Below are 23,591 nucleotides of genomic sequence, written 5' to 3' on the forward strand. Positions count from 1 at the left end.
ACGGCACCAGCGACCAGGGAAGCGAAACCACACGCGCGAAAGTCGAATTAGGAAGGCGATTACGTGGCAGCTCGTTCTCGCACCGCTAAATCACGGCGAGGCCGGCCCGCACCCATCGAGCCCAGCAAGCTCCTCAACACTACGGACATAGTGCCGCAACGAATGTTGCCCATCGCCGACGTGCTGCTGCTGGAATTCCTGGCAGCGCTGGGCATCGCGATTGCATTGCTCGTCAACGTGCCGTGGTGGCAAGGCGGGTTAGCAGGCTTGGTTGTGTCGCTCGTCTTCGTGGTCCGGCTGCGCGGCACCACACTCCCCCGTGCACTCGGAGCACGGTTCGACTACTTCCGCGGCCAACGCAGCAAGACGCGGAAGAAGACCGCTGCCGAACCGTTCGACGTGCCGCTAGGCGATGATGCACAAGTCGGGTTTCGCTGGGATGGACGAACCCTATTGTCGCTGTTGACAATCGAAGAGAACCCACAAGCACTCACCGTCCTAGAACCCGGAATGACAGTCTCCGGCGAGACGGTGTCGGTGGAGCTTCTCGTCGAATGCCTTCGCCAGTTCGACATCAATCTCGACTCAATCGACGTAATCAGTCAAGGTGCGCGATCGTCCGGACACACCCAGATCGCTGCGGTATACGACGCGGTGCTCGGCCCGCTGCCCGCCATCGCGCAACGCAGCGTATGGATCGCGGTACGTTTCGACCCCGCCCGCTGCGTCGAGGCAGTCAATCATCGCGGCGGCGGTCGGACGGGAATCCTGCGTACCGCGACGACAGCCACCCGCCGAGTCGCCAACCGCCTCACCGAAGCCGGTCTTCGGACCCGGATCCTGACTGCCGCCGAGATCGCCCACGCCACCAACCAGCTCTCCGACGGCGTCAACCTGACCAACATCGATGAAACCTGGACTCACTGCCGCGAAGGCAACTTCCAACTTCGCAGTTACGCCCTGAAGGGCAGCGCCCTGACGACTGCGGGACTGGGAATGATGTGGACCATCCCGAGCTACTCGACCACGGTCTGTGTTTCACTGCAGAATGCCAGCGAAGACGAGTACATCAAGATTCGTGGCTTAGCACGTTTCGATAGCCATGGCGCCGGCAGCCGCATCAACCTCAAGGGCCTGGCCCCGCTGCGCGGACAGCAGTTCAATGCCTTGGTCTCCAGCCTGCCGCTACCACAACCGAAAAGGCCTCTTGGACACTGGGTGTACGGGCGACGCATCGAAGACTTCCGGAATCTGGCGCTGCCCGCATCGGGTTGCGGCCAAGTGATCGGCGCCGACGAATACGGCCGAGCGATCGCGCTACCGATCTTCGGCCCTCAAATCACCCGAGTAGAAATCTCCGGCACCCTGCACCTCGCGCAGCAGGCCGTGCTGCGCGCCCTCGCGCTCGGCGCGCGAGTCCTGGTACACACTCGTCGGCCGGCCATGTGGCGCGACATGGTAGAGGCCGTTGGTGATAACAACCTCCTGTGGGTTGCCGAATTCGACCGGGGCGCCATGCAAGCAGGCTCAGACCGCAACTATTCGGTAGCTGTGTTCGACGGCGCTACCGAACAGCCGGTCCGGGTTGGGATAACGACGATCGTCGTGATGCCGCCCAATACAGTTCCCTCAGCCGACGCCGATGTATCGCTGGAACAGCTGGATCACGATACCGACGCCGTCCAGGTAAGCACACGGGCCGGCTCGGCAATCGTTACCATGGTCGCCACCGATGAGGAAATGCGTTATATCAAAGCCTCATTCGAGGCGCAGTACGCCTAGCGCTCGGTTTCCAATTCGTTGACCACCGAGTCCACGACCGCGCCCAAGTCGCCGTCATGCTCTTCGGCCACACGCCGCTGGCGCTGATACGACCCGCCATGGCGGTAGATATCCTCCACGGCGGCCAGCTCGGTCTCGCATTCCAACAGCCGCGCGATGGGTTGCAGCCGAGTCAGCAGATCGTCGAGGTCCTCGGTCACCAATCTCTCATTGCTGTCCTCATCCAGGATGATGACCGCGTCGAGCCCGTAACGCGCACTGCGCCACTTGTTTTCCTGAACATGCCAGGGCGGCATGGTGGGCAACGACTCCCCCGCCTCCAGCTTGCGGTCCAGGTCCACCACCAGACAGTGCGTCAGTGCAACCAGAGCCTCGAGTTCGGCGACGTTGGAGATCCCGTCGAAGATCCTGATCTCGACGGTGCCCAGTGCCGGTGAAGGCCTGATATCCCAACGGATTTCGTTGAGTTGGTCAATGATTCCGGTCTTCATCTGGTCGTCGACGAAGCCCTCGAACTGCTCCCAGGTCTGAAAGTGGAATGGCAGACCGGCGGTGGGCAGCTGCTGAAACATCATGGCCCGATTACTGGCGTATCCGGTGTCCTGCCCCTCCCACATCGGGGACGACGCAGACAGAGCCAAAAGGTGCGGGTAGTAGTTGAGCATCGAGGTGACGATCGGCATCACCTTGTGCTTGGAGGAGATGCCGACGTGCACGTGCACACCCCAGATCAGCATCTGACGTCCCCACCATTGAGTGCGGGCAATCAGCTCGTCGTATCGCGGCGCATCGGTGAGCTGCTGCGCCGACCACCGGGCGAAGGGATGCGTTCCGGCGCAAAACAGCTCCATGCCCATCGACTGCACGGTCGGTCGCACGGTAGCGAGGGTCGTCTGCAGGTCATCCATCGCCTCGGCGACCGTCCCGCAGATGCCCGTCACCACCTCGATGGTGTTACGCAGCAGCTCCTTGTGCACATGCGGTGTCTCGCCAATCACTTCCAGTACCGCGGAGGCCTCGTTGGTGAGGTCTCTGCTCTGGGCGTCGACGAGCGCAAATTCCCACTCAACCCCCAGCGTGGGTCGCGGTGACCCGCGAAATTCGATCGGGCGGGCCACTCTGGCGGCTAGCCCGCGTCGATGAGACCGCAGGCCACACGCTTGCCCGCATCACCCGTCGACTTGGTGGTGTCGTCGGGGCCTGCCGTGCCGTTGGCCTGGGTGTAGCGCTCGGGCGGAATGTTGGCGAAGTTGTCGGCCTTCTCGTGGATGATGATCGAAGTGCCATTGCCAGCAGTCAGATCATCCTTGGTGAACGAGTCTGCGGTGGTAACCAGCTCACCAGAGCCGTCCTTGAGAATGTTCAGCGACACCAGGTCGCCGCTGGACGGATGACCGGTGTAACCGGGAACGTTGAAATGCCCGCCCGCGGAGAGGAAGTCACCCGGGGTGCCGCCGGCCGGCGCGGTCGAGTTGGGATCGCACTTCTTGAAAGAGTGAATGTGCAGTCCATGGAAACCCGGGGTGAGCTTGCCGTTCTCGGTGGTCTTCACGGTGATGATGGCGTGCCCGTCCTGAAAAACGAACTCCGCGGACGCCACCGGAGTGCCGTCGGCAAGCTTGAGCGTGGCATTGAGCTTCTCGCCCGACGGGATCGGCTGCTCGCCTCCCCCGTGTCCGCCGTGCTCGCCCGCGGCCGACGGCGCGGTGGAACCGGTCCACACCGGAGGCGTGGTGCCCGGGGTGGTGCTGGCGGGCTGATCCGGGGAGCATCCGCTCAGGGACAAGGCAACGGCAGCAAGGGTTCCGGCGGCGAGAACGGCGGGCTTAACCATGGGCCTCATCATGCCATCTCTCCTACAACGCGTAGCACCCGCAGTGCCGATCCGTCAGATCGGTCAGATGGCGACAGCGACAACGACACCCGGCGGCTGTTCCACGAGCTCGGGTGCACGCGGAGCGGCCTGAACACCGAGCACCTTGGCGATTTCGTGGGCGGCCTCTTCTTCTCCGGCGGTCTTGCCGAAGAAGACGGTCGTGACGTTCACCTCGGGCATCGGCAGGTTACCTACCTCGGCCACCTTCCAGCCGGCGGCCGTGACCTGGTCGGCGGCACCCCGCGCCAGGTCGGGCACCGAGGTGGTGTTGTACACACGAACCTCCGGCTTAGGCGCGGGCGGCGGTGTCGTCGACTTGGGGGCTGCGGCGGCGCTGACCGATGTGGACGTCGAGTCCGATGACGCGGACTTGTCCGATCCGAGAGCGTTGAACCCGACGAGCAGGAAAATCACTCCGAGAAACAGCAGCACCATCACCATGGCGCGAAGCGGCAGGCCATGAGAATCGGGTACGCGTTCGTTCATTGTGAATCCACTCTACGGTCCGAGGGCGCCAGCACCTATTCAGCCGGCCGCTCCGAGACAGCTATGTGACCTCAAACCCCAGGCGACGCGCGGCACGGGCCTTCTGACGGCTGGCCCGCAGCCGACGGAGACGTTTAACCAGCATCGGGTCGGCAGCCAGGGCCTCTTGACGATCTACCAGCGCATTCAATACCTGGTAGTAGCGGGTGGCCGACATGCCGAAGAGCTCCTTGATGGCGTCTTCCTTGGAACCCGCGTACTTCCACCACTGCCGTTCAAAGGCCAGGATGTCGTGCTCGCGCCGGCTCAGACCAGCAGCGATCTCGACTCCGTCTGAGCCGACGGCAGGCGAGTCCTGACCAGCATTCGCAGCCTTCGACTGCTCAGCTCGCGCCTGGGCGCCGTCCATAAAAGCTCCTGACCCAACCGGGCGTTTGTCGTCTTGTCTCTTGATCGATCGCGTTCACTGCAACACTGAAAATAACAACACTGTGGTTCGGCGATATTTAACCACGCTCAAACCGCAACTCCGGCTAGCCAACCCCGCGCGTCGGCTCTCAATACCAAGCCGATAGCTTGCCTTCCGTGGCTATTGTTCCTATCCGCATTGTCGGCGACCCGGTGCTGCATGCGCCAACCGAGCCCGTCCCGGTCGGTCCTGACGGTTCGCTACCCGACGATCTGCCCGAGCTGATCGCGAACATGTACGAGACCATGGACGCCGCCAACGGCGTCGGCCTCGCCGCCAACCAGATCGGCGTGCCCCTGCGTCTGTTCGTCTACGACTGCGCCGACACCCGCGGCGGCGGAACCCGCCATCGCGGCGTGGTGATCAACCCGGTCCTGGAAACCTCCGCCATCCCCGAGACGATGCCCGACCCGGATGACGACGAAGAGGGCTGCCTGTCGGTACCCGGGGAGTCCTTCCCCACCGGACGCGCGGACTGGGCGCGGGTCACCGGCCTGGACGCCGACGGCAAAGAGATCACCCTGGAGGGCAACGATCTGTTCGCGCGCATGCTGCAGCACGAAACAGGACACCTCGACGGATTCCTCTATATAGACACGCTGATCGGCCGGAACGCTCGCGCGGCCAAACGCGCGGTCAAGTCCAACGGTTGGGGCGTACCCGGATTGAGTTGGACGCCAGGACAAGTCGCTGATCCGTTCGGACACTAGAGCGACCCGGCGCCGTGTCCCTGCCCGAACTTGGTACGCGGGTCGCCATCCGCAGCCAACGGCCTGCCGGCTCGGTGCCCCCGTTCACCGACACCGTCGGCGAGTTGGTGGCAACGCATCCGGCGGTACGGGTACTGCATAAATCCGGTGCGGTGGTGGATATTTCGCCCCTCGATATCGTCTCAGTGCGCGTATTGCCCCCAGTTCCGGTGCTGAACCGGGACATCAGATCCGCGCAGCGAGCAGCGGCCTTCGCCTGGCCGGGTATCGAACACGCTTGGGTGGACGGATGGTTCGTGCGGGCCGCGGGCGGGTACACACATCGCGGCAACTCTGCTGTCCCACTGGAGCATTCGGCATCCCCTCGGTCGCTCGGCGATGTGGGTGCCTGGTACTCCGCACACCAGCTGCCCACCCTGTTGTGCCTGCCCGACCGGCTGGTGCATCCGCCCGAGACGCTGGTGACGAGCGAGGAAACCGTGGTGATGGTGCGTGATCTGGGCGAGCCGGCTGGCCCGCCCCTGCCTCCGGCACCACCGCCGGATTGGCTTGCCCTGCGCGGAGATAGCCACCCCCTGACGGTGCCGGTGCTGACCGCGGTGATCGACGGGAAACTGGGCTTTGCTTCCGTCGCCGATGACGGTCCCGCCGTAGCCATCGCGCGCGGCGCCGTCACCGAGGGCTGGCTCGGAATTTCCGCGGTACGGGTGGCCGAGACCCATCGACGCCGGGGGCTTGCCCGACGGGTGTGTGAGGTACTGCTGGGCTGGGGGGCCGCGCAGGGCGCGCACCGCGCATACGTCCAGGTACGGGCGGAGAACACGGCGGCGCTCGCGCTGTACCCGAGCTTGGGTTTTACCGAACAACACCGATACCGGTATGCACGTATCGAGGCTGTCAGCATCGAAAAGTAGGGTGACGTCATGCGATTGGCCACCTGGAATGTGAACTCCATCCGCGCCCGTGCCGACAGGGTGATCTCCTGGCTGGAACGCTCCGGCACCGATGTGCTCGCGATGCAGGAGACCAAGTGCTCCGACAAGCAGTTCCCCATGCAGGCGTTCACCGATGCCGGGTACGAGGTGGCACACGTGGGACTGAGCCAGTGGAACGGAGTGGCCATCGCCTCACGAGTCGGGCTGGACGATGTGACCGTCGGATTCGAGGGTCAGCCCGGGTGGGCGTCCGGTGCGGATGTCGAGGAAGCCGCCGAGGCCCGAGCGCTGGGCGCCACCTGCAACGGAGTGCGGGTATGGAGCCTCTACGTCCCGAACGGCCGGACGCTGCAGGATCCGCATTACCAGTACAAGCTGCGGTGGCTCTCTGCTCTACGTGACGAGGCCGCCGGCTGGCTCGCAGCCGATCCCGCGGCACAGGTGGCGCTGGTGGGTGACTGGAACATCGCACCCACCGACGACGACATCTGGAGCGTCGAGGCCTACGAGGGCAGCACCCACGTGTCCGAGCCCGAGCGCACCGCGTTCACCGCGATGAACGACGCCGGATTCGCCGATGTGGTGCGGCCGTTCACTCCCGGTCCAGGCGTGTACACCTACTGGGATTACACGCAACTGAGCTTCCCCAAGAAGCGCGGGATGCGCATCGATTTCGTCCTCGGCTCACCGGAATTCGCCAAGCGGGTGGGCGGCGCGCATATCGACCGTGAGGAACGTAAGGGCAAGGGCGCAAGCGACCACGCGCCGGTCGTCGTCGATCTGGACTGAACTTTCCCATCTTCTCGCCGCATGCGCCCTTTATGATTTGCGCATGCCGGGGGATGGACCAGCGGGCGGCCCGAACAACGAGCCCGATGAACCGCAGAAACGGTCTTTTCTCAACCGCTTTTCGCTCAACAACCTATGGCGCGTGGCCGTTGTCGGCGTACTGGGCCTGACCGCAGGATTCGGAGGACTGGATCAGGCTGATCCTGCGACCCCGATTGAGCTCGGGAATGTCTACGACAACGGGCCGCTGCGGATCACCCCACGCGCCGTTTTTGCGATCTGCCCGGCCTCGAGGCTGGACCCCACGATGATGAGGCGCTTCACGTACCATGCGAGCACCTACCAGTTGATCGCACTGAGTGCGACGGTCAAGAACACCGACAAGATCAACGTCACCCTCGACGACGAACGAAAGAACAGCTCGACGGTGTACCGCGAGATATTCACTCTCACCACGCCGTCAGAGTTCAAATATTACGGTGAATACGCTTCAGACTCCGGTTCCGGAAAAATGTACTCACTTCCTCCAGGAAAAACAGTTGAGCTACTTGCCATTTGGGGAATCCCCTTCGTCCGACCGGGAATCCGCCCCGGAGACAGTATCGCCATCCGGTTGAACGACCTCGAATGGAAACCTGACGCAGCTGGCTCCGAGTCTTGGAAGTCCCCTAAAAGTCATCCGTCTTACGGCGTTCTCCACACCACTCTTCGCGAATGCGACTCATGAACACGCCGAGTAAGGTCGCGCCAGCCACCCTGAGTGCACTACTGCTCGTTGGGGCAATCACGTTGTACACCAACGTTTCCACCCTCCAAGAGTCTTACGGCCCCATTACCGTCCACGGCAGCGCCTCTGACCAGACCCGGGGAAGAAACAACGCAATATCCATCCGCGGCGCGTACTCAGCATCGGCCCTGAAGTACACGTTCAAAGACCGTTCCGAGAACTTCACGGAGCGCACCCAAGGGCAGTGGATCGTGCTGGACGTCGTCTACGAAACCCTGACGACAGTGCAAAACCACATCATGTATCTCGACGCCGACGACCTGAGAATCGAGGCCACCAGGTCCAGGGCGAAGCTCTTCAATCAGCCTGGGATTCCTGAGCGTACGGCGCTGGTGTTCGACCTGCCCGAATCTCCGCGGTCCATGTCTCTCGTCGTTAGGAGCCTGCCCGGTACCAGGAACGCCGATGTCGGAGCCGCTCGCGGCTGGGGTATCGACACGCAGTTGGACATCGACATCCCGACCTCCACGCTTGTTCATCGGGACGTCATCGACCTCTACGAGGGAAAGTTCCCGGAATGACTTGGCTGAAGCGTAACGGTGTGGCGTTCCTGGTGATCGCACTAGCCCTCACCACGTATTGGTTCCTCATTGTTCAACCCCGCCGGGAGCGAGACATCGACAGCAAGCGGCCTGCTCTCGTCGTGCAGCCGGGCGAATCCGCAACGGTCGATGGCATCGACTGGCGGCTCCGGCGGGTCGATCCGCCCCCGCTTGGAAAGTACGACAGTCCGATTCCCAAGGGCACCAAAGCCGTGGTGTTCGTGCTTGACCGGTCTAAAGCGGGCCACCAGCTGTCTTCCGCGGATGTCGAGAAGGTCTCCTGCGACGTCGCAATCGTGGACCGGCGCGGTCGTCGCTGGACCAAACAGAACCATGTCTCAATGTTCTCGATTCAGGATTCCCTGAAGCGGACGGGCTATCGGACGTTCTGCGCCGAACCCGGTCCGTTCATGGTGGTCGGGCTGGTCCCGCCCGACGCTACGGATCTGAGCCTGGAAGTCACCATCCGTAAGTCAAAGTCGGATATCAACGAGGTAGTGCGTTTCGAGTCTCCGCCTGGCTAGCGTGCGCCAGGCTGTACCGCTCGAGGCAATATCCGTATGTTGCCGCTACCAAGCAGACCTTGACCGGCTCGATGAACGAACCAATCGCGACGATGAACACTTGGCCATACACGGACCACCACGAGAGTTCATGCGGACCAAGAAGATTGACTGCTGCGCGCCAGACGAAACCCTCCCCGACCTGCGGTTCGTAGTAGGAACCTGACGGGTAGAGAAACACCAGGAACATGAACGCGAACACATAAGTCGCCACTATCAGCGGACCACCGTGCAAGGTCACGCGAATAGAGTCCGCCAGCTTCTCCAATATCCCAAGAAAGCCGCGTGCGAATTCTGTAGTTCGTGCCTGAATTCCCGACGGAACGCGCGACCACCGCGGCCGGACTCGCCCCATCACCGACTGACCTGCGTTGGCGACTCGGGTCGCGTGTTTCTCGCCGAGGAATGCATGTCCACTCGTCGACCAGGTACCCATCGCCTGAATCCCGTAAATCGCTGCCGCAATAGCAATCCATGTCAAAGGTATGAGGACCGCGGGGATCGCCGCCGCGGTGAATTGCGTTGCCCACTCCCAAAGGTGTCTGAATGGGCCGAGATTCGCGAGCAGGCTCTCCTTTTCATTCAGGTACCACACGACAACACGACGCTCTTTTATCCACTCCGGAGTGCCAAACAGCTTGTCCGCAGCGGCAGTCACCAGAAGAAGCACCCATGCCGCCTCCAAGTACAGGGCGAGCAGTTGTGTCCAGGTGGGCAATTTTTCCCTAAATCGGGTCAGCAGCATCCTGATCGCGAATGCGATACCAATGACGGCATAGATACGCCAGTCGGTCGGACTCAAGTACTGGTTGATCTGTTCGCTTGTCTTAGCCGATGAAAGACCGTCCATAGTCGAGCCGTAGTACTCGAGATACCGCACGTTGAGATACCCGGCACGGTCCTCCAGATGGAGCTTCCAGGCCGCAAACAGCACAAACACCGGAAGTATGGCCCGGAGAACGGTGTTGGTCGCTTCGGTCCAACTTGCCCTGGCGTTTGCCACTGCCCCACGCACCACCCAGAACATCGCGACGTAGGTAAGCAACCGGGCCAGTGGAACCAGTGGGAATACCAGATCACCCCACAGGCCTCCCACGTGTACAGACACAAAGATGGCCAGCTTCAATGCGCCATAACGGGTCAGCCAACCAACCAGGTAGATCGCTACCAACCGCGGCCAGCAGCGCCACCACAAGATCCCCGTACGGCGCAGCAGATCCACCGGACCGGATATCCCCCACGTTGCCATGGGCAGATAGTAGCTAGCTCAGTCCTCCGCGTGGGCGTACTTGCCGCCGGCGCCCAGCGAGGCGAGCGCCGCGATTGCCATCATCAGCGCGGCGGCGACGAACACCACCACCAGACCGGCATGGAACGGCTCGGTGATGAGATTCGGGAAGAACGACTGCCCGGTCAGCTCGGCCGCGTTGACCCCCGGCTGCTCCAGAACACCTGACGGAGCGAGCAATTCACTGATGGGGTTGTAGCCGAGGAATGCCGCGAACAGGCTGCCCACTGGTGGCGTACCGGCCACTTCAGCGGCAGTGGCGGCGGGCACGCCCTGGGCGGTCAGACCCGACTGCATCGCCCCCGGCATCGTGGCCGAAAGCCCGACGATCATGAGCGAGAAGAAGATTCCAATGGACAGCGAGTTGCCCGCGTTGAAGAAGGTGCCACGCACCCCCGAGGCAGCGCCGCGCTGATGGGCGGGCACGCTCGACATGATGGCCGCGGTGTTGGGTGCGGTGAAGATGGCCGATCCCAACCCGTTGAGAAAGATGAGCGCCGCGAAGGCCCAGTAATTGAAGTTCACCGGAATGGCGATGAGCGCCAGGAACGTCACCGCCGACAGCACCATGCCACCGGTGGCGAACGGCCGGGCGCCATAACGGTCCGAGAGCACACCGGCCACCGGGCCGGCCAACAGGAAGCCAAGTGTCATGGGCAGCAGGAAGATTCCCGCCCACAGCGGGGTCGATTCATAGCTATATCCGCGCAATGGCAACCAGATGCCCTGCAGCCAGATGATAAGCATGAACTGCAGACCGCCACGACCCACCGACGCCAGTAGATTGGCCAGGTTCCCGAGGCCGAACGCACGGTTCTTGAACAAGCGCATATCCAGCATCGGGTCGGCCACCCGAGACTCGATCACGCAGAACAGCACCAGCAGAGCGACACCGGCGATCAACGATCCGTAGACCAGCGGGTTGCCCCATCCGGTATTTGAATTGCCGTACGGCTGAATGCCATACGTGATGCCGGTGAGCAGCACAGTCAGCCCCAGCGCGACGGTCACGGTTCCGGCCCAGTCCAGCTTTCCCGGCGTGGGTTGGTCGATCTCGACGAGCGACCGGTACGACCACACGGTGCCCAGCAGGCCCAGCGGCACACCTACCCAGAAGATGGCGCGCCAATCCCATTCGGAGAGCACGCCTCCGATCAACAGCCCCAGGAAGGACCCGGCCACCGCGGCCACCTGGTTGATGCCCAGCGCCAGACCGCGCTGTGTGGAGGGGAAGGCATCGGTCAGGATGGCCGACGAGTTGGCCATCAGCATGGCCCCACCAACCCCTTGCACCACGCGCCAGGCGATGAGCCAGACCGCACCACCGCCGTAGTCGAAGGGGTCGAACGAAAGCACCACCGCCGCAACGGTGAAGACGACGAAGCCCATGTTGTATATCCGGACTCGCCCGTACATGTCGCCGAGGCGACCGAACAACACAACGAGCACCGCGGAGGCCAACAGATAACCCATGAGCATCCAGAGCAGATAGCTCACGTTCCCGGCAGCGAGCGGGTTCAGACCGATGCCGCGGAAAATGGCCGGAAGTGAGATCAGGACAATCGACGAGTTGATGGTCGCCAGCAGCACACCCAGCGTGGTGTTGGACAGCGCCACCCACTTATAGTGCGGATGGTCGCGATCCACCCGCACACGACGTCGGGCGGTTGCGATATCCGCAGCTGTCTCGTCGGTCCGTGTCATCAATTCAGTCATCGTCACCCTTATTGCGCGCTTCTCCCCGACGCGGGCAGCTCCGACCGGCCGTCTGTGGACACCACCGTGCACAACTTTAGCAAGGGAAACTATATTCCCAAAACCGCCGTCCACCGTCTGTCATGTCGAACTGACGATGCAATCTCGCCGTCACGTGCCACTCCGTAGGGCAGGCCGAGGTAGCGTGGCCAGTGTTCGTCAACGAACAGCCCCAACACAAAAAGACACGGGAGCGCACACCAGTGCGCTGAGAGGACGGCTAGGGCCGTCGACCGTATGAACCTGACCGGGTAATGCCGGCGTAGGGAGGAAGAAATGCCTGACCAATCACGTACCCCCGAGACCGTCACCACGGGCCCTATCCAGGGCAGCGAGAAGATCTACCAAGAGCTCGGCAGCGGCCTGCGGGTGCCGCAGCGCCGCGTCAACCTGACCAACGGTGAGCATCTGGACCTGTATGACACCTCCGGTCCGTACACCGACACCAATGCCGTCATCGATCTGCAGAAGGGTCTGCCGCCGCGCGCCGGGATCGTGACCGATCGCGGCACGCAACTACAGCGTGCCCGCGCCGGTGAGATCACCGCCGAGATGGAGTTCATCGCCGTCCGCGAGGGTGTCCCCGCCGAGCTGGTGCGCAGCGAGGTCGCGATGGGCCGCGCGGTGATCCCGGCCAACCACAAGCATCCCGAGAGCGAGCCGATGATCATCGGCAAGGCCTTCGGCGTGAAGATCAATGCCAACATCGGCAACTCGGCCGTCACCTCCTCTATCGCCGAGGAAGTCGAGAAGATGGTCTGGGCCATCCGCTGGGGCGCCGACAACATCATGGACCTGTCCACCGGTAAGGACATCCATCAGACCCGCGAATGGATCCTGCGCAACTCGCCCGTCCCCGTGGGCACGGTGCCGATCTACCAGGCGCTGGAGAAGACCAACGGCGACCCGGCAGCCCTCACCTGGGAGCTGTACCGCGACACCGTGATCGAGCAGGCCGAGCAGGGCGTGGACTACATGACCGTGCATGCCGGGGTGCTGCTGCGCTACGTGCCGCTGACCGCCAAGCGTGTCACCGGCATCGTCTCGCGCGGCGGCTCGATCATGGCCGCCTGGTGCCTGGCACATCACCGGGAATCGTTCCTCTACACCCATTTCGAGGAGCTGTGCGAGATCCTGGCGCGCTACGACGTGACCTTCTCGCTCGGCGACGGCCTGCGCCCGGGCTCCATTGCCGACGCCAACGACGAGGCGCAGTTCGCCGAGCTGCGTACCCTCGGCGAGCTGACAAAGATCGCCAAATCCCATGGCGTGCAGGTGATGATCGAAGGCCCCGGCCACGTTCCGATGCACAAGATCGTCGAGAACGTGAAGCTTGAGGAGGAGCTCTGCGAGGAGGCTCCGTTCTACACGCTGGGTCCGCTGGCCACTGATATCGCCCCGGCCTACGACCACATCACCTCGGCCATCGGCGCCGCGATCATCGCCCAGGCCGGTACGGCAATGCTGTGCTACGTCACCCCCAAGGAGCATCTGGGGCTGCCTGACCGCAAGGACGTCAAGGACGGCGTGATCGCCTACAAGATCGCCGCCCACGCCGCCGACCTGGCCAAGGGGCATCCGCGCGCACAACTGCGCGATAACGCATTGTCCAAGGCGCGCTTCGAGTTCCGCTGGGATGACCAGTTCAATCTGTCACTCGATCCGGACACCGCCCGCGAATTCCACGACGAGACGCTGCCCGCCGAGCCGGCCAAGACCGCGCACTTCTGCTCCATGTGCGGCCCGAAGTTCTGCTCGATGCGCATCACCGCCGATATCCGGGAGTTCGCGGCCCAGAACGGTCTGGAGACCCAGGAGGACATCGACGCGATGCTGGCACGCGGCATGGAGGAGAAGTCGGCGGAGTTCGCAGAACACGGCAACCGGGTCTATCTGCCGATCGCGTGAGCATGAACACCTTCCTGCCCCTCCCGGAGCCAGGAGTCACCCCGGTGCGTGCGATGACCATCGCCGGGTCCGACTCCGGGGGCGGGGCGGGTATCCAAGCCGATATGCGCACCATGGCACTGCTCGGCGTGCACGGATGCGTGGCGGTCACCGCGGTGACCGTGCAGAACTCGGTGGGTGTCAGGGACTTTCACGAGATTCCGCCACAGGTGGTGGCAGCGCAGATGGACGCGGTCATCACCGATATCGGCATCCAGGCCGCCAAGACCGGGATGTTGGCCTCCTCGCCGATCATCGAGGCCATCGCGCAGGCATGGTCGCACCTGGCGCCTGGCGTGCCCCTGGTCGTCGATCCGGTGTGCGCGTCCATGCACGGCGATCCGCTGCTGCACCCCAGTGCGCTGGATGCCCTACGCACACAGTTATTTCCGTTGGCAACACTCGTCACTCCCAATCTGGACGAGGTACGCCTGCTCGTGGACGTCGATGTAGTCGACGAGGAATCGCAAAAGGAAGCGGCGCGAAAACTACATGCCCTCGGGCCCCAATGGGCGCTGGTGAAGGGTGGGCACCTTCGATCCAGCGATACCAGCACCGACCTGCTCTTCGACGGGACCGAATTTCACTACTTCCCCGTCGAGCGGGTGGACACCGGCCATGATCACGGCGCCGGGGACACCCTCGCCGCATCTATCAGTTGCGCACTGGCCCATGGTTTTTCCGTGGTCGAGGCAGTGGCATTCGGGAAACGGTGGATCACCGAGTGCCTGCGAGCCGCGTATCCACTTGGCCGAGGCCACGGCCCGGTATCGGCCCTCTTTAGACTCAACGTGTGAGCACCGAGGAACTTCCGGATATCGCCGGAATTGCGCATCACCCCGACGGGCAGCCGCATGGCGCCGTGGTGCTGACCCACGGCGCCGGCGGTAGCTGCCACTCCCCCATGCTGCGCTTGTTGTGCACGGCGTGGGCCGAACGCGGCTGGCTGGCACTACGTTTCGATATGCCCTTCCGGCGCAACCGGCCCAGCGGTCCGCCCTCGGCCTCATCGGCCGACAAGGACCGCGCTGGTATCGCCGAGGTGATCGAGAAGGCTCGTGCCATGGTGGACGGCCCGCTCCTGGCCGGCGGTCATTCGTATGGCGGGCGCCAGACCTCGATGCTCGTATCGGAAAGGGGACCGATCATCGACGTCCTGACGTTGTTCTCCTACCCGCTGCATCCGCCCGGTAAGCCCGATCGGCTTCGCACCGAACATCTGCCTGGCATCGCGGTTCCGACGGTGTTCACCCATGGCACCTCGGATGCGTTCGGCACCATCGCCGAAATCAAAGCGGCGTCGGTCCTGATCCCGGGCGGAGCGACGATCGTGGAAATCACCGGCGCACGTCACGACTTGGGGTCCAAGACAATCGACGTCCCGGCCCTGGCCATCGACGCCGCACTGACGGTTCTGAACCGAACCGACGGAGCCTAACCCTCGCCGACCGTGCGCCAGTCGCACGTCAGCAACTGCGCCGCTCGCCGCAGGTCGGCCTCGGCCTGCGCCACGGTGAGACCACCGTTGAGGCACACCTGAATGCAGCCGAACCACTGGTGCACCAGCAGCCTGATCACGGCCTCATCCTCTTCGGACGGATCGGAAAGACCGGCCACCTCGGAGATCAGCTCGTGGAATCGCTTCTCGACCTGCATCAGGTCCGGCACCTCGGCCAGCGACGCCGAGTTGGAGGACCGAATCATCGCGATCGCCAGCATGCGGCGCCGTGTCAGGCCGCGCAGCGCCCGTACCAGCGCTTCGCCCACCCGGTCGGCCGCCGTTTCCTTCCCGTCCGGAGAGACGGGAATGCGGCCCACTAGCCGTTCCGATTCCCGGACGAGAGCCGACACGAACAGATGCCGCTTCGTCGGGAAGTAGCGATACAACGTGCCGATGGCAACGTTGGCGTGCTTGGCGACGTCGTGCATCTGGACGTGGTCGAGCTCGCGCGTCATCGCGAGTTCTTCGGCCGCGTCGAGCATGCGCTTGTACTGCTCATGTTGGCGCCGGGTCGACGGCATGGCGGCTGGCCGCACCGGTGACACTTCAACCATGGCGCTCACGATCTTTTCACCTGCATAAATAACCCCGAAACTGGAACCTGTTCTAAATAAGGTAGCACTACCGCAGGCCCGCGCACTGCGATTTCGCGGTCCTGATTCAGATCCCGGTGTTCGGCGTTCCCGCCAGCATCGCCAGCAGCAGCTCCGCGCGTACCCGTGCGATGTCCAGGTCACAGACCAGCAGCGCCTGTACCGTCTCGATACGTTTGCGCAGCGTATGGCGGTGTACACCGACCGCAGCGGCCGCCGATTCCCAATGGCCGTTCGCCTCCAGATAGGCCCGCAGGGACACCATCAGGTCGGTGCCGTGATTGGCGTCGTGCTCGACGATGGGCGCCAACGTCGCATTGGCAACGGCGATCAGCACCTCACGACTCGCGCCGAAGGACAGCAGCGCGCTGCCGGCGAGCGAGGTGAACTCCAGCGGTGTGCCACCGCGCTCGGCCACCGATGCGGCGAGCTTCGCGTTCTGTACCGCATCACCCAACCGCCCCACCGCGTGCGCTCCGCTCAACCCGGCTCGCAGCCCCTTGCGCGTGCGTCCATCCACGTCGATGAACAATTTCCGGGCGAATTCGGCGGTCTCAGATCCCGGCACTACGACGATGAGGCGGGACTCGGCGGCGTGCGCAAAGACCGGGTAGCCCGCAGACTCCATGGCACGGGTGACCGCAGACTGCACCCGCCGCAGCGCCGCCTGTGATTCGGCATCCACCACCAGCGCCCGGATCCGCCCGCGCCCGTCGGCGGCTTGCGCCAGTTGCGCCCATACCGGTTCCAGGTTCCGTTCATCGCCGAGCAGCAGCCCCAGCGCCTGCCCATTCAACTGCCGCTGCGCGTCCTGCAGCCGCGACGGCTTATCGAAATCCAAGGCCAGCAAGGAGTTTGCATGCCCCAGCAGCACCTGATCCACGAAGGTCAAGGGCGTCCTACTGACAACGGCCAGCACTCCGTAAGACGTACCGCCCACCCCGATCGTCTGTTGCGCAACGGCAACTTCCGGGTCCAGTTGTTGCGCGACGGCCGATACACCCGGGGTCAATGCGCCGCGGACCAGATTGATCGTCGCGACATCCAGATTGCGTGGATGACTGGCGATCACCGTGCCACCCGAGTCCAGCACCACGACGTTGGCACGCAGCGACCGCCCGAGCTCCGCCGTGACCGCCTGCACACCTCCGTTGACGATTGCGCGGGTGATCCGGGGCTGCGCCCGCGATGCGCGTAGCACCGCGTCATACTCCAGTTCGGCGATGTGCGTGCTCACCGCCTTGACCACGGCGGCAAAGGGAGTGCGCAGAGGCACCTCCAACAACGGCATACCCAGCTCGTCGGCCGCAGCCACCAACTCCCCCGGCACCTCGTCAAATGTCAGACCGGTACCGAATCCCAGTGCGGCGACCCCATTTTCATCCAGCGCCCGTAGATAGCCCAGCCGTTCCGGCGCCGTCGTGGGCAGACCGATACCGGTGGTGAGCACCAGCTCTCCACCGGATAGCCATTGGGCGGGGTCGGCGAGTTCTGTGGTGAGCGCCAAATTGATCTCGCGCCCCACACCCGCGGCGCCGCCCTTCAAGGTGAGTTTCAGGTCCGGCTGATCCAACACCCAACGCACCGGAACAGTCACCTCACGGGACTGTACAGAATGGTGAAAAACACCGCCAAGATTCCCCGAATTGTCGGATGATCAGGGATGTGTCCTGTCGCACACTGGTTGTCTGCGTGCTTTCTTGACGTGCTTAGACGGATTCCCTCGACGGATGGACGTGCAACATGCCGGACTCGATACTGCAGAACTACATTGACGGCCAGTTCGTCGATTCCTTATCCCTGAAATCTACCGAGCCCATCGACCTGATCAACCCGGTCGATGAGTCGGTGGTGGGGCGCGCCCCCGTGTCCAATGCCGACGACGTGAACGCGGCGGTGAGCGCGGCCGAACGTGCCTTCGCCACCTGGGGCAAGACCACACCCAGCGTCCGGCAGCAGGCGCTGCTCAAACTCGCCGACGCGATCGAGGCGCATATCGACGAGATCGTCGAGGCCCAATGCCGTAACACCGGTCAGCCGAAGGCAGTCATCGCCGCCGAAGAGGTGACGGTGAGCGCCGATCAGCTCCGGTTCTTCGCGGGAGCTGCGCGACTTGTCGAAGGCAAATCTGCCGGCGAGTACATGGAGGGGTTCACCTCCTATGTTCGGCGCGAGCCCATCGGGGTTGTCGGACAGGTGACCCCGTGGAACTACCCATTCATGATGGCCATCTGGAAGATCGGCCCCGCGCTGGCAGCCGGGAACACCATCGTCCTCAAGCCCAGCGACACCACCCCGGAGAGCACACTGGTGCTGGCCCGGCTGACGAAGGGGATCTTGCCCGACGGCGTCTTCAACGTTGTGTTGGGTACCGCGACCACCGGCTCCGAATTGGTGAGTCATCCCGCCATCGGCCTGGTGTCGATCACGGGGTCGGTGCGGGCCGGTATCGCCGTGGCGGCCTCGGCAGCCGAACAGCTCAAGCGCAGCCACCTCGAACTCGGCGGCAAGGCCCCGGTCGTGGTGTTCGGTGACGTCGATATCGACAAGGCGGCCACCGGTATCGCACAGGCCGCCTTCTTCAACGCCGGCCAGGACTGTACGGCCGCCACCCGGGTGATCGTGCACCAGTCGATCCATGGCGAGTTCGTCAGCGCCCTCAACTCTGCGGCACAGACTCTGCGGCCGGGCCTGCCCGATGACGCCGACAGCTTCTACGGGCCCATGAACAACATCAACCACTTCACCGCGGTCACCAAGAAACTCGATAACCTGCCCGCACACGCGACGGTTGTGACCGGCGGAAAACGTTGGGGCGACAAGGGGTTCTTCATCGAGCCCACCATCGTCACCGGTGTGCGCCAGGAGGATTCAATCGTCCAGGAAGAGACCTTCGGGCCGATCTTGACCGTCCAATCGTTTGACGACGCTGACGAAGCCGTCCGGCTGGCCAACGGAGTGCGTTACGCACTGGCCTCCAGTGTGTGGACCAAGGACCACGAAACCGCCGAAAAATTCACGCGTGAATTAGATTTCGGTTGCGTGTGGGTCAATTGCCATATTCCGCTGGTCGCCGAGATGCCTCACGGCGGGTTCAAGTACTCCGGCTACGGCAAGGACCTCTCGGCCTACGGCGTGGAGGACTACACCCGGATCAAACATGTGATGAGCGCGCACTAGCAATGGCAACCGACACCTTCCACCCCCTTGATCCCCTCGCGGCGGAGGAATTCACCACGGTCGCAAAGATTCTGGCGCAGACATGCGACGTCGGAAGCCACTGGCGATACACCTCCATCGAACTCGCCGAGCCCTCGAAGGCCGATATCGCCGCCTTCGACAACAACGGCACCCGGCCTGATCGCCGTGCACTTGCCACCTGCCTGGACACCTCACGCAACGCCACCTACAAGGCGGTCGTCTCGCTGACCACTGGCGAAGTGCTGTCCTGGGAGCACATTCCCGGGGTGCAACCGAACTTCACGGTCGATGAATGGGAAGAAGCGGACGCTGCTCTGCGCCGCCACCCCGAGGTCATCGCCGCACTGGCACAACGCGGCATCACCGATATGGACCTGGTGTTCATGGACACCTGGACCTACGGCGATGCCGTCATGCCCGAGAAGTACAAGGGCAGGCGCCTTGGATGGTCGGATACCTGGGTGCGTTCGAGTGCGGGCGCCAATCCCTATGCCGGCCCCGTCAACGGATTCCACTGCATCATCGATATGAACAGCATGGAGCTGCTGGAGATCGAGGACACCTTCTCCGTACCGCGGCCCGAGATGATGGGCGAATACGCGCCCCGGCACATACCGGAACGACTGCGTCAGCAGAGCACCCGGGAGCCGCTGCAGCCACTGCACATCACTCAGCCCGAGGGCACCTCCTTCACCATCGAGGGAAACAAACTCCAGTGGCAGAACTGGTCCTTGCGGGTCGGCTTCAACTACCGCGAGGGCATGACACTGCATGCGGTGACCTACAACGACAACGGAACGGTGCGGTCGGTCGCCAACCGCATGTCCTTCGCCGAGATGATGGTGCCGTATCGGGACCACTGCGAGGATCACTACCGAAGAACAGCTTTCGATATCGGTGAGTGGGGCATCGGCTTCATGACCACCTCGCTGGAACTTGGGTGCGATTGTCTCGGTGAGATTCGCTACCTCGATGCGGTGCTGCACAACAGCAAGGGCGAGCCGTACACGATCAAGAACGCGATCTGTATTCACGAAGAGGACAACGCAGTCCTGTGGAAGCACGTCGATCACGACCATGGCGCCGAGGTGCGCCGCATGCGTCGGCTCACGGTGTCCTTCCACGTCACCGTCGCCAACTATGAATACCTCACGTACTGGCGGTTCTATCAGGACGGGAACATCGAATGTGAGGTCCGTGCAACGGGAATCATGGTGGTGAGCAACTTCGCCGAGGGCGCGGCGCATCCGCATGGAACCCTGGTCGACAACCGGACGTACGCGCCGTACCACCAGCACTTCCTTGTCGCGAGACTCGACCTGGATATCGACGGCACCGAAAACACCGTCTACGCCAGCGAAACCGAGATCGAGCCCGTCGGCCCTGCCAATCCATACGGGCTGTCCCTGCGGCAGCGCAACACCCCGTTGCGCACCGAATCGGAAGGCAAACAGGACTTCTGCTGGCAGACTCAGCGTGCCTGGAAGGTCGTCAACGACAACACTCGCAACGGTATCGGCACCGCACCGGCGTACAAATTGGTGCCCGGTGCGGCAATCCCGGCGATGTTCGACCCGTCTTCCCCGGTGCTGGCACGTTGCCGCGCCATCGAGCACACCCTCTGGGTGACGCCAAACTCACCCGACGAGCGCTGGCCCGCAGGAGAATTCGTCACCCAGAGCAAGGAAGACCACGGCCTGCCCGCCTGGACTGAGAGCAACCGCTCCATCGAAAACACTGATGTGGTGCTGTGGTACGTATTCGGTATCCATCACATCACCCGTCCTGAAGACTGGCCGATCATGCCCGTCGACACCGTGAACTTCTGGCTCAAGCCGGTCGGATTCTTCGACCGTAATCCCTCGCTCGATGTCGCACCCACCCCGCCGAAGAGCTGTCACACGTCAGGACACGAGGAGGCCTAGCCGTGAACGATGCCGCCACGAGAGGTGCCAAACGGATCGCCGTTGCATACCTGGCCACTCCGGGCGGCGATGACGCGCTCGCCGTCGGCGCACAGATCGCCCGCTCCCCGGGGGCGCATCTCGATCTGTGCATGGTGCTGCCACTGGACCGACCCATCCTGGCACCCCTTCCACAGCAAGAGCGCCAGGACATCTTGTCCGAGAACGCCACTCACTGGCTCAAGCACGCCGAGGCCACCATTCCCGACGATCTCACCGTCGAGACACATATCAGCTTTCACGAGTCGATCGCCGAGGGTCTCATCGCCCAAAGCGAGGCCCTGGGCGCCGAAGCCATCGTGGTCGGTGGCTCTGGCGGCGGGCTGGTCGGCAGTCTCTCCCTGGGATCGGTGGTCAACGAACTCGTGCACTCCTCCCCCATACCTTTGGTGATCTCGCCGCGTGGTGCGCGCTACCAGAAGAACCTGCGCGTTCGGGAAGTCACGTGCGCCATGGGAACCCGGCCCGGCGCACACGTGCTGCTGGACACCGCGTTGCAGGCCTGCCAGCGCGCGAAAGCACCGCTGCGGCTGGTGTCCCTGGTGTCATTCGACCCGATTCCCGGCGGTGACGACGACCAGTCGGCACGTGAACGTGCTGCCATCCATGCCCGACAATCCCTCGAGACCGCCAAACTGATTCTCCCACCGGATTTCCCGGTCACCTCAATCGTCGCCGAAGGACCCACTATCGAAGCCGCCGTGAACAAGCTCGACTGGCACGAAGGCGACATCATCATGGTGGGTTCCAGCCGTCTTGCGCAGCCACGGCGACTCTTCCTTGGATCGACGGCCGCGAAGATGCTTCGGGTGCTGCAGGTGCCCATGGTCGTGATCCCCAAGGAAGAAGCCAACCGTGACTGAAAGTGTTGCCCGCACCGAGCTGGAACAGGCCGAGCAGACCGAGGGACTCATCTCCAAAGGGCTCGCCGCCGGGCGTATCGGAACCTTCACCGGCGCCGTCCTCGGCATCTCCACAGTCGCGCCCGGATACACGCTTACGGCCAGTATCGGCCTGATCGTTGCAGCTGTCGGCCTGAAGATGCCGGCGATCCTCATCGCCGGTTTCATACCGATGTTCCTGACCGCATACGCCTACCGGGAACTGAATTCGCGCGCACCCGACTGCGGCGCCTCGTTCACCTGGTCCACCAAGGCATTTGGCCCCTACATCGGCTGGATGTGTGGCTGGGGAATGGTGATCGCCACCATCATCGTGTTGTCCAACCTGGCGTCTATCGGGGTGCAGTACGGGTACCAATTCCTCGGCGCCGTCTCCCACCATCAGACAATCGGCGAACTCGCCAACAACAAGGCCGTCAACATCATCTCGACCGTGGCGCTGCTGGCGATCGCCACCTATATCTCCAGCCGCGGAATCACCACCAGCGAGAAGGTTCAATATGTTCTCGTCGGGTTCCAGATGATCGTGCTGGTGATCTTCGCGGTCGTCGCCATCACCAAGGCACCCAGCATGGCCGGACATCTCGATTTCGACCTGGACTGGTTCAATCCACTGACCGGACTAACCTTGAGCGCCTTTGTCATTGGGCTCATTGGATCGATCTTCGCGTTCTGGGGTTGGGACACCTGCCTGACCCTCGGCGAGGAATGTAAGGATCCGACCAAGGTGCCCGGCCGTGCCGGACTGTTGTGCGTGCTGTCGATCCTGCTCACCTACCTCCTGGTGGCCGTCGCGGTGATGATGTTCGCGGGCGTGGGCGACACGGATCTGGGTCTTGCGAATGAGGAGAACAAAGACAACGTCTTTGGCGCCCTTGCTAACCCGGTGCTGGGCAGCTGGTTCGGCCCACTGTTGCTGCTCGCGATATTCGCCTCCGCGGTGGCGAGCCTGCAGACCACCTCGCTGCCCGCCGCCCGCACCATGCTGGCCATGGGCACCTACGGCGCCTTTCCGAAAAAATTCGCCGATGTCAGCCCCCGGTTCCTGACACCCACCTTCAGCACCATCGTGGCCGGCGCGGTGACGGCCGTTTTCTACACCGTCGTCAGCCTGCTATCGGACCGCACCCTGCTGGATACCATTGCGGCCCTTGGCATCATGATCTGCTGGTACTACGGCATCACCGCCTTCGCCTGTGTGTGGTACTTCCGCACGGAGCTTTTCCAGAATGCCCACAACGTGGTGTACAAGTTCCTCTTCCCGCTCCTGGGCGGGCTCATGCTGGCAGCGGTGTTCGTCATTTCCGTGCGCGAGAGCATGGATCCGGAGAAGACGGGCAGCGGCGCCTCGATCGGCGGCATCGGCCTGGTGTTCTATCTGGGCTTCGGCATTCTGGCGTTCGGTGCGGTGCTCATGCTGATCATGCGCGTCAAGAGTCCGGACTTCTTCCAGGGCCGCACCCTGACTCGCGACACCGCTCCGCTCGTCGAGTAGGCAGCC

General features: G+C 63.2%; 22 protein-coding genes and 1 riboswitch. Of the genes, 14 read left to right on the forward strand and 8 right to left on the reverse strand.

The annotated features are described in order from the left end of the window. The first annotated feature begins 63 nt into the window (after positions 1-63). A complete protein-coding gene (gene eccE / locus RHO23_RS17765; protein ID WP_232784612.1) occupies positions 64-1,782 on the forward strand; it encodes a type VII secretion protein EccE in 1,719 nt (572 codons plus the stop codon). Here the strand turns inward: eccE and RHO23_RS17770 are convergent. The 4 genes from RHO23_RS17770 to RHO23_RS17785 form a co-directional block, all read right to left on the reverse strand. Continuing rightward, complete coding sequence (locus tag RHO23_RS17770; RefSeq protein ID WP_030096302.1) at positions 1,779-2,900, reverse strand: glutamate--cysteine ligase; 1,122 nt, start codon at positions 2,898-2,900, stop codon at positions 1,779-1,781. The two genes, eccE and RHO23_RS17770, sit on opposite strands and share 4 nt — an antisense overlap. Before the next feature lie 8 nt (positions 2,901-2,908). Then, positions 2,909-3,628, reverse strand: a complete 720-nt coding sequence (sodC, locus tag RHO23_RS17775; RefSeq protein WP_064409695.1) for a superoxide dismutase[Cu-Zn] — start codon at positions 3,626-3,628, stop codon at positions 2,909-2,911. Positions 3,629-3,679: 51 nt separating this feature from the next. After that, on the reverse strand, positions 3,680-4,144 hold the full coding sequence (locus tag RHO23_RS17780) for a LytR C-terminal domain-containing protein (RefSeq protein WP_030096300.1): 465 nt from the start codon (positions 4,142-4,144) through the stop codon (positions 3,680-3,682). Positions 4,145-4,205: 61 nt separating this feature from the next. Further along, positions 4,206-4,553, reverse strand: a complete 348-nt coding sequence (locus tag RHO23_RS17785) for a DUF3263 domain-containing protein (RefSeq protein WP_030096299.1) — start codon at positions 4,551-4,553, stop codon at positions 4,206-4,208. A gap of 176 nt (positions 4,554-4,729) precedes the next feature. On the opposite strand from RHO23_RS17785, the gene RHO23_RS17790 reads away from it, so the two are divergent. From RHO23_RS17790 to RHO23_RS17815, 6 genes are read left to right on the forward strand one after another with little or no spacing between them, the layout of a single operon-like run. After that, positions 4,730-5,323 (forward strand): peptide deformylase, encoded by a 594-nt coding sequence (locus tag RHO23_RS17790; RefSeq protein WP_030096298.1) that lies wholly within the window; start codon positions 4,730-4,732, stop codon positions 5,321-5,323. A gap of 14 nt (positions 5,324-5,337) precedes the next feature. After that, complete coding sequence (locus tag RHO23_RS17795; protein WP_070923076.1) at positions 5,338-6,237, forward strand: N-acetylglutamate synthase, CG3035 family; 900 nt, start codon at positions 5,338-5,340, stop codon at positions 6,235-6,237. A gap of 9 nt (positions 6,238-6,246) precedes the next feature. Then, entirely contained in the window at positions 6,247-7,047 is an 801-nt protein-coding gene (locus RHO23_RS17800) for an exodeoxyribonuclease III (protein ID WP_070923077.1), read from the forward strand. Positions 7,048-7,090: 43 nt separating this feature from the next. Continuing rightward, a complete protein-coding gene (locus RHO23_RS17805) occupies positions 7,091-7,774 on the forward strand; it encodes a hypothetical protein (protein WP_423488104.1) in 684 nt (227 codons plus the stop codon). Continuing rightward, positions 7,762-8,355, forward strand: coding sequence for a hypothetical protein (locus RHO23_RS17810; protein ID WP_423488105.1), 594 nt, complete (start codon positions 7,762-7,764; stop codon positions 8,353-8,355). The genes RHO23_RS17805 and RHO23_RS17810 overlap by 13 nt, the downstream gene beginning before the upstream one ends. Next, on the forward strand, positions 8,352-8,900 hold the full coding sequence (locus RHO23_RS17815) for a hypothetical protein (protein ID WP_418037188.1): 549 nt from the start codon (positions 8,352-8,354) through the stop codon (positions 8,898-8,900). The genes RHO23_RS17810 and RHO23_RS17815 overlap by 4 nt, the downstream gene beginning before the upstream one ends. Here RHO23_RS17815 and RHO23_RS17820 read toward each other — a convergent pair. Beyond that, entirely contained in the window at positions 8,863-10,161 is a 1,299-nt protein-coding gene (locus RHO23_RS17820; RefSeq protein ID WP_418037186.1) for a hypothetical protein, read from the reverse strand. The two genes, RHO23_RS17815 and RHO23_RS17820, sit on opposite strands and share 38 nt — an antisense overlap. Before the next feature lie 45 nt (positions 10,162-10,206). Beyond that, on the reverse strand, positions 10,207-11,943 hold the full coding sequence (locus RHO23_RS17825) for an MFS transporter (RefSeq protein ID WP_057964158.1): 1,737 nt from the start codon (positions 11,941-11,943) through the stop codon (positions 10,207-10,209). A gap of 216 nt (positions 11,944-12,159) precedes the next feature. After that, positions 12,160-12,268, forward strand: a riboswitch (TPP riboswitch). Here RHO23_RS17825 and thiC point away from each other — a divergent pair. From thiC to RHO23_RS17840, 3 genes are all read left to right on the forward strand, one after another. Then, positions 12,259-13,890 carry a phosphomethylpyrimidine synthase ThiC gene (gene thiC / locus RHO23_RS17830; protein ID WP_057968777.1) on the forward strand — a complete coding sequence of 544 codons (1,632 nt, stop codon included), beginning with the start codon at positions 12,259-12,261 and terminating at the stop codon, positions 13,888-13,890. It overlaps the preceding riboswitch by 10 nt. A 2-nt stretch (positions 13,891-13,892) precedes the next feature. Beyond that, positions 13,893-14,726 (forward strand): bifunctional hydroxymethylpyrimidine kinase/phosphomethylpyrimidine kinase, encoded by an 834-nt coding sequence (gene thiD, locus RHO23_RS17835; RefSeq protein ID WP_423489251.1) that lies wholly within the window; start codon positions 13,893-13,895, stop codon positions 14,724-14,726. Continuing rightward, positions 14,723-15,367: an alpha/beta family hydrolase gene (locus tag RHO23_RS17840; RefSeq protein ID WP_423488106.1), complete on the forward strand. Its 645-nt coding sequence runs from the start codon at positions 14,723-14,725 to the stop codon at positions 15,365-15,367. The genes thiD and RHO23_RS17840 overlap by 4 nt, the downstream gene beginning before the upstream one ends. Here RHO23_RS17840 and RHO23_RS17845 read toward each other — a convergent pair. Together RHO23_RS17845 and RHO23_RS17850 are read right to left on the reverse strand one after the other, a co-directional pair. Further along, positions 15,364-15,984: a TetR family transcriptional regulator gene (locus tag RHO23_RS17845; RefSeq protein WP_030096286.1), complete on the reverse strand. Its 621-nt coding sequence runs from the start codon at positions 15,982-15,984 to the stop codon at positions 15,364-15,366. The two genes, RHO23_RS17840 and RHO23_RS17845, sit on opposite strands and share 4 nt — an antisense overlap. Positions 15,985-16,090: 106 nt before the next feature. After that, entirely contained in the window at positions 16,091-17,608 is a 1,518-nt protein-coding gene (locus RHO23_RS17850; protein WP_081349466.1) for a PucR family transcriptional regulator, read from the reverse strand. Between the two features lie 158 nt (positions 17,609-17,766). Between RHO23_RS17850 and RHO23_RS17855 the strand changes: the two genes are divergently transcribed. The 4 genes from RHO23_RS17855 to RHO23_RS17870 are packed head-to-tail and all read left to right on the forward strand — an operon-like array spanning position 17,767 to position 23,585. Continuing rightward, positions 17,767-19,203, forward strand: coding sequence for a gamma-aminobutyraldehyde dehydrogenase (locus RHO23_RS17855; RefSeq protein WP_423488107.1), 1,437 nt, complete (start codon positions 17,767-17,769; stop codon positions 19,201-19,203). 2 nt (positions 19,204-19,205) lie between these two features. Then, a complete protein-coding gene (locus RHO23_RS17860) occupies positions 19,206-21,149 on the forward strand; it encodes a primary-amine oxidase (protein WP_070941490.1) in 1,944 nt (647 codons plus the stop codon). A 2-nt stretch (positions 21,150-21,151) separates the two neighbouring features. After that, complete coding sequence (locus tag RHO23_RS17865; RefSeq protein ID WP_423488108.1) at positions 21,152-22,051, forward strand: universal stress protein; 900 nt, start codon at positions 21,152-21,154, stop codon at positions 22,049-22,051. Beyond that, positions 22,044-23,585, forward strand: coding sequence for an APC family permease (locus RHO23_RS17870; RefSeq protein WP_423488109.1), 1,542 nt, complete (start codon positions 22,044-22,046; stop codon positions 23,583-23,585). Before RHO23_RS17865 ends, RHO23_RS17870 begins: the two co-directional genes overlap by 8 nt. Positions 23,586-23,591 lie beyond the last annotated feature (6 nt).

This window comes from Mycobacteroides sp. PCS013 (assembly GCF_049532645.1).
In the GTDB taxonomy this organism is placed as follows: domain Bacteria; phylum Actinomycetota; class Actinomycetes; order Mycobacteriales; family Mycobacteriaceae; genus Mycobacterium; species Mycobacterium gwanakae.

What these genes read in the sequence shown, in the direction of transcription:
- RHO23_RS17860 (WP_070941490.1), top strand. Translation starts at nt 19,206, where the DNA reads ATGGCAACCGACACCTTCCACCCCCTTGATCCCCTCGCGGCGGAGGAA.
- RHO23_RS17780 (WP_030096300.1), bottom strand. Translation starts at nt 4,144, where the DNA reads ATGAACGAACGCGTACCCGATTCTCATGGCCTGCCGCTTCGCGCCATG.
- RHO23_RS17825 (WP_057964158.1), bottom strand. Translation starts at nt 11,943, where the DNA reads ATGACTGAATTGATGACACGGACCGACGAGACAGCTGCGGATATCGCA.
- RHO23_RS17815 (WP_418037188.1), top strand. Translation starts at nt 8,352, where the DNA reads ATGACTTGGCTGAAGCGTAACGGTGTGGCGTTCCTGGTGATCGCACTA.
- RHO23_RS17785 (WP_030096299.1), bottom strand. Translation starts at nt 4,553, where the DNA reads ATGGACGGCGCCCAGGCGCGAGCTGAGCAGTCGAAGGCTGCGAATGCT.
- sodC (WP_064409695.1), bottom strand. Translation starts at nt 3,628, where the DNA reads ATGATGAGGCCCATGGTTAAGCCCGCCGTTCTCGCCGCCGGAACCCTT.
- RHO23_RS17855 (WP_423488107.1), top strand. Translation starts at nt 17,767, where the DNA reads ATGCCGGACTCGATACTGCAGAACTACATTGACGGCCAGTTCGTCGAT.
- RHO23_RS17800 (WP_070923077.1), top strand. Translation starts at nt 6,247, where the DNA reads ATGCGATTGGCCACCTGGAATGTGAACTCCATCCGCGCCCGTGCCGAC.
- thiC (WP_057968777.1), top strand. Translation starts at nt 12,259, where the DNA reads ATGCCTGACCAATCACGTACCCCCGAGACCGTCACCACGGGCCCTATC.
- RHO23_RS17805 (WP_423488104.1), top strand. Translation starts at nt 7,091, where the DNA reads ATGCCGGGGGATGGACCAGCGGGCGGCCCGAACAACGAGCCCGATGAA.
- RHO23_RS17845 (WP_030096286.1), bottom strand. Translation starts at nt 15,984, where the DNA reads ATGGTTGAAGTGTCACCGGTGCGGCCAGCCGCCATGCCGTCGACCCGG.
- thiD (WP_423489251.1), top strand. Translation starts at nt 13,893, where the DNA reads ATGAACACCTTCCTGCCCCTCCCGGAGCCAGGAGTCACCCCGGTGCGT.
- RHO23_RS17810 (WP_423488105.1), top strand. Translation starts at nt 7,762, where the DNA reads ATGCGACTCATGAACACGCCGAGTAAGGTCGCGCCAGCCACCCTGAGT.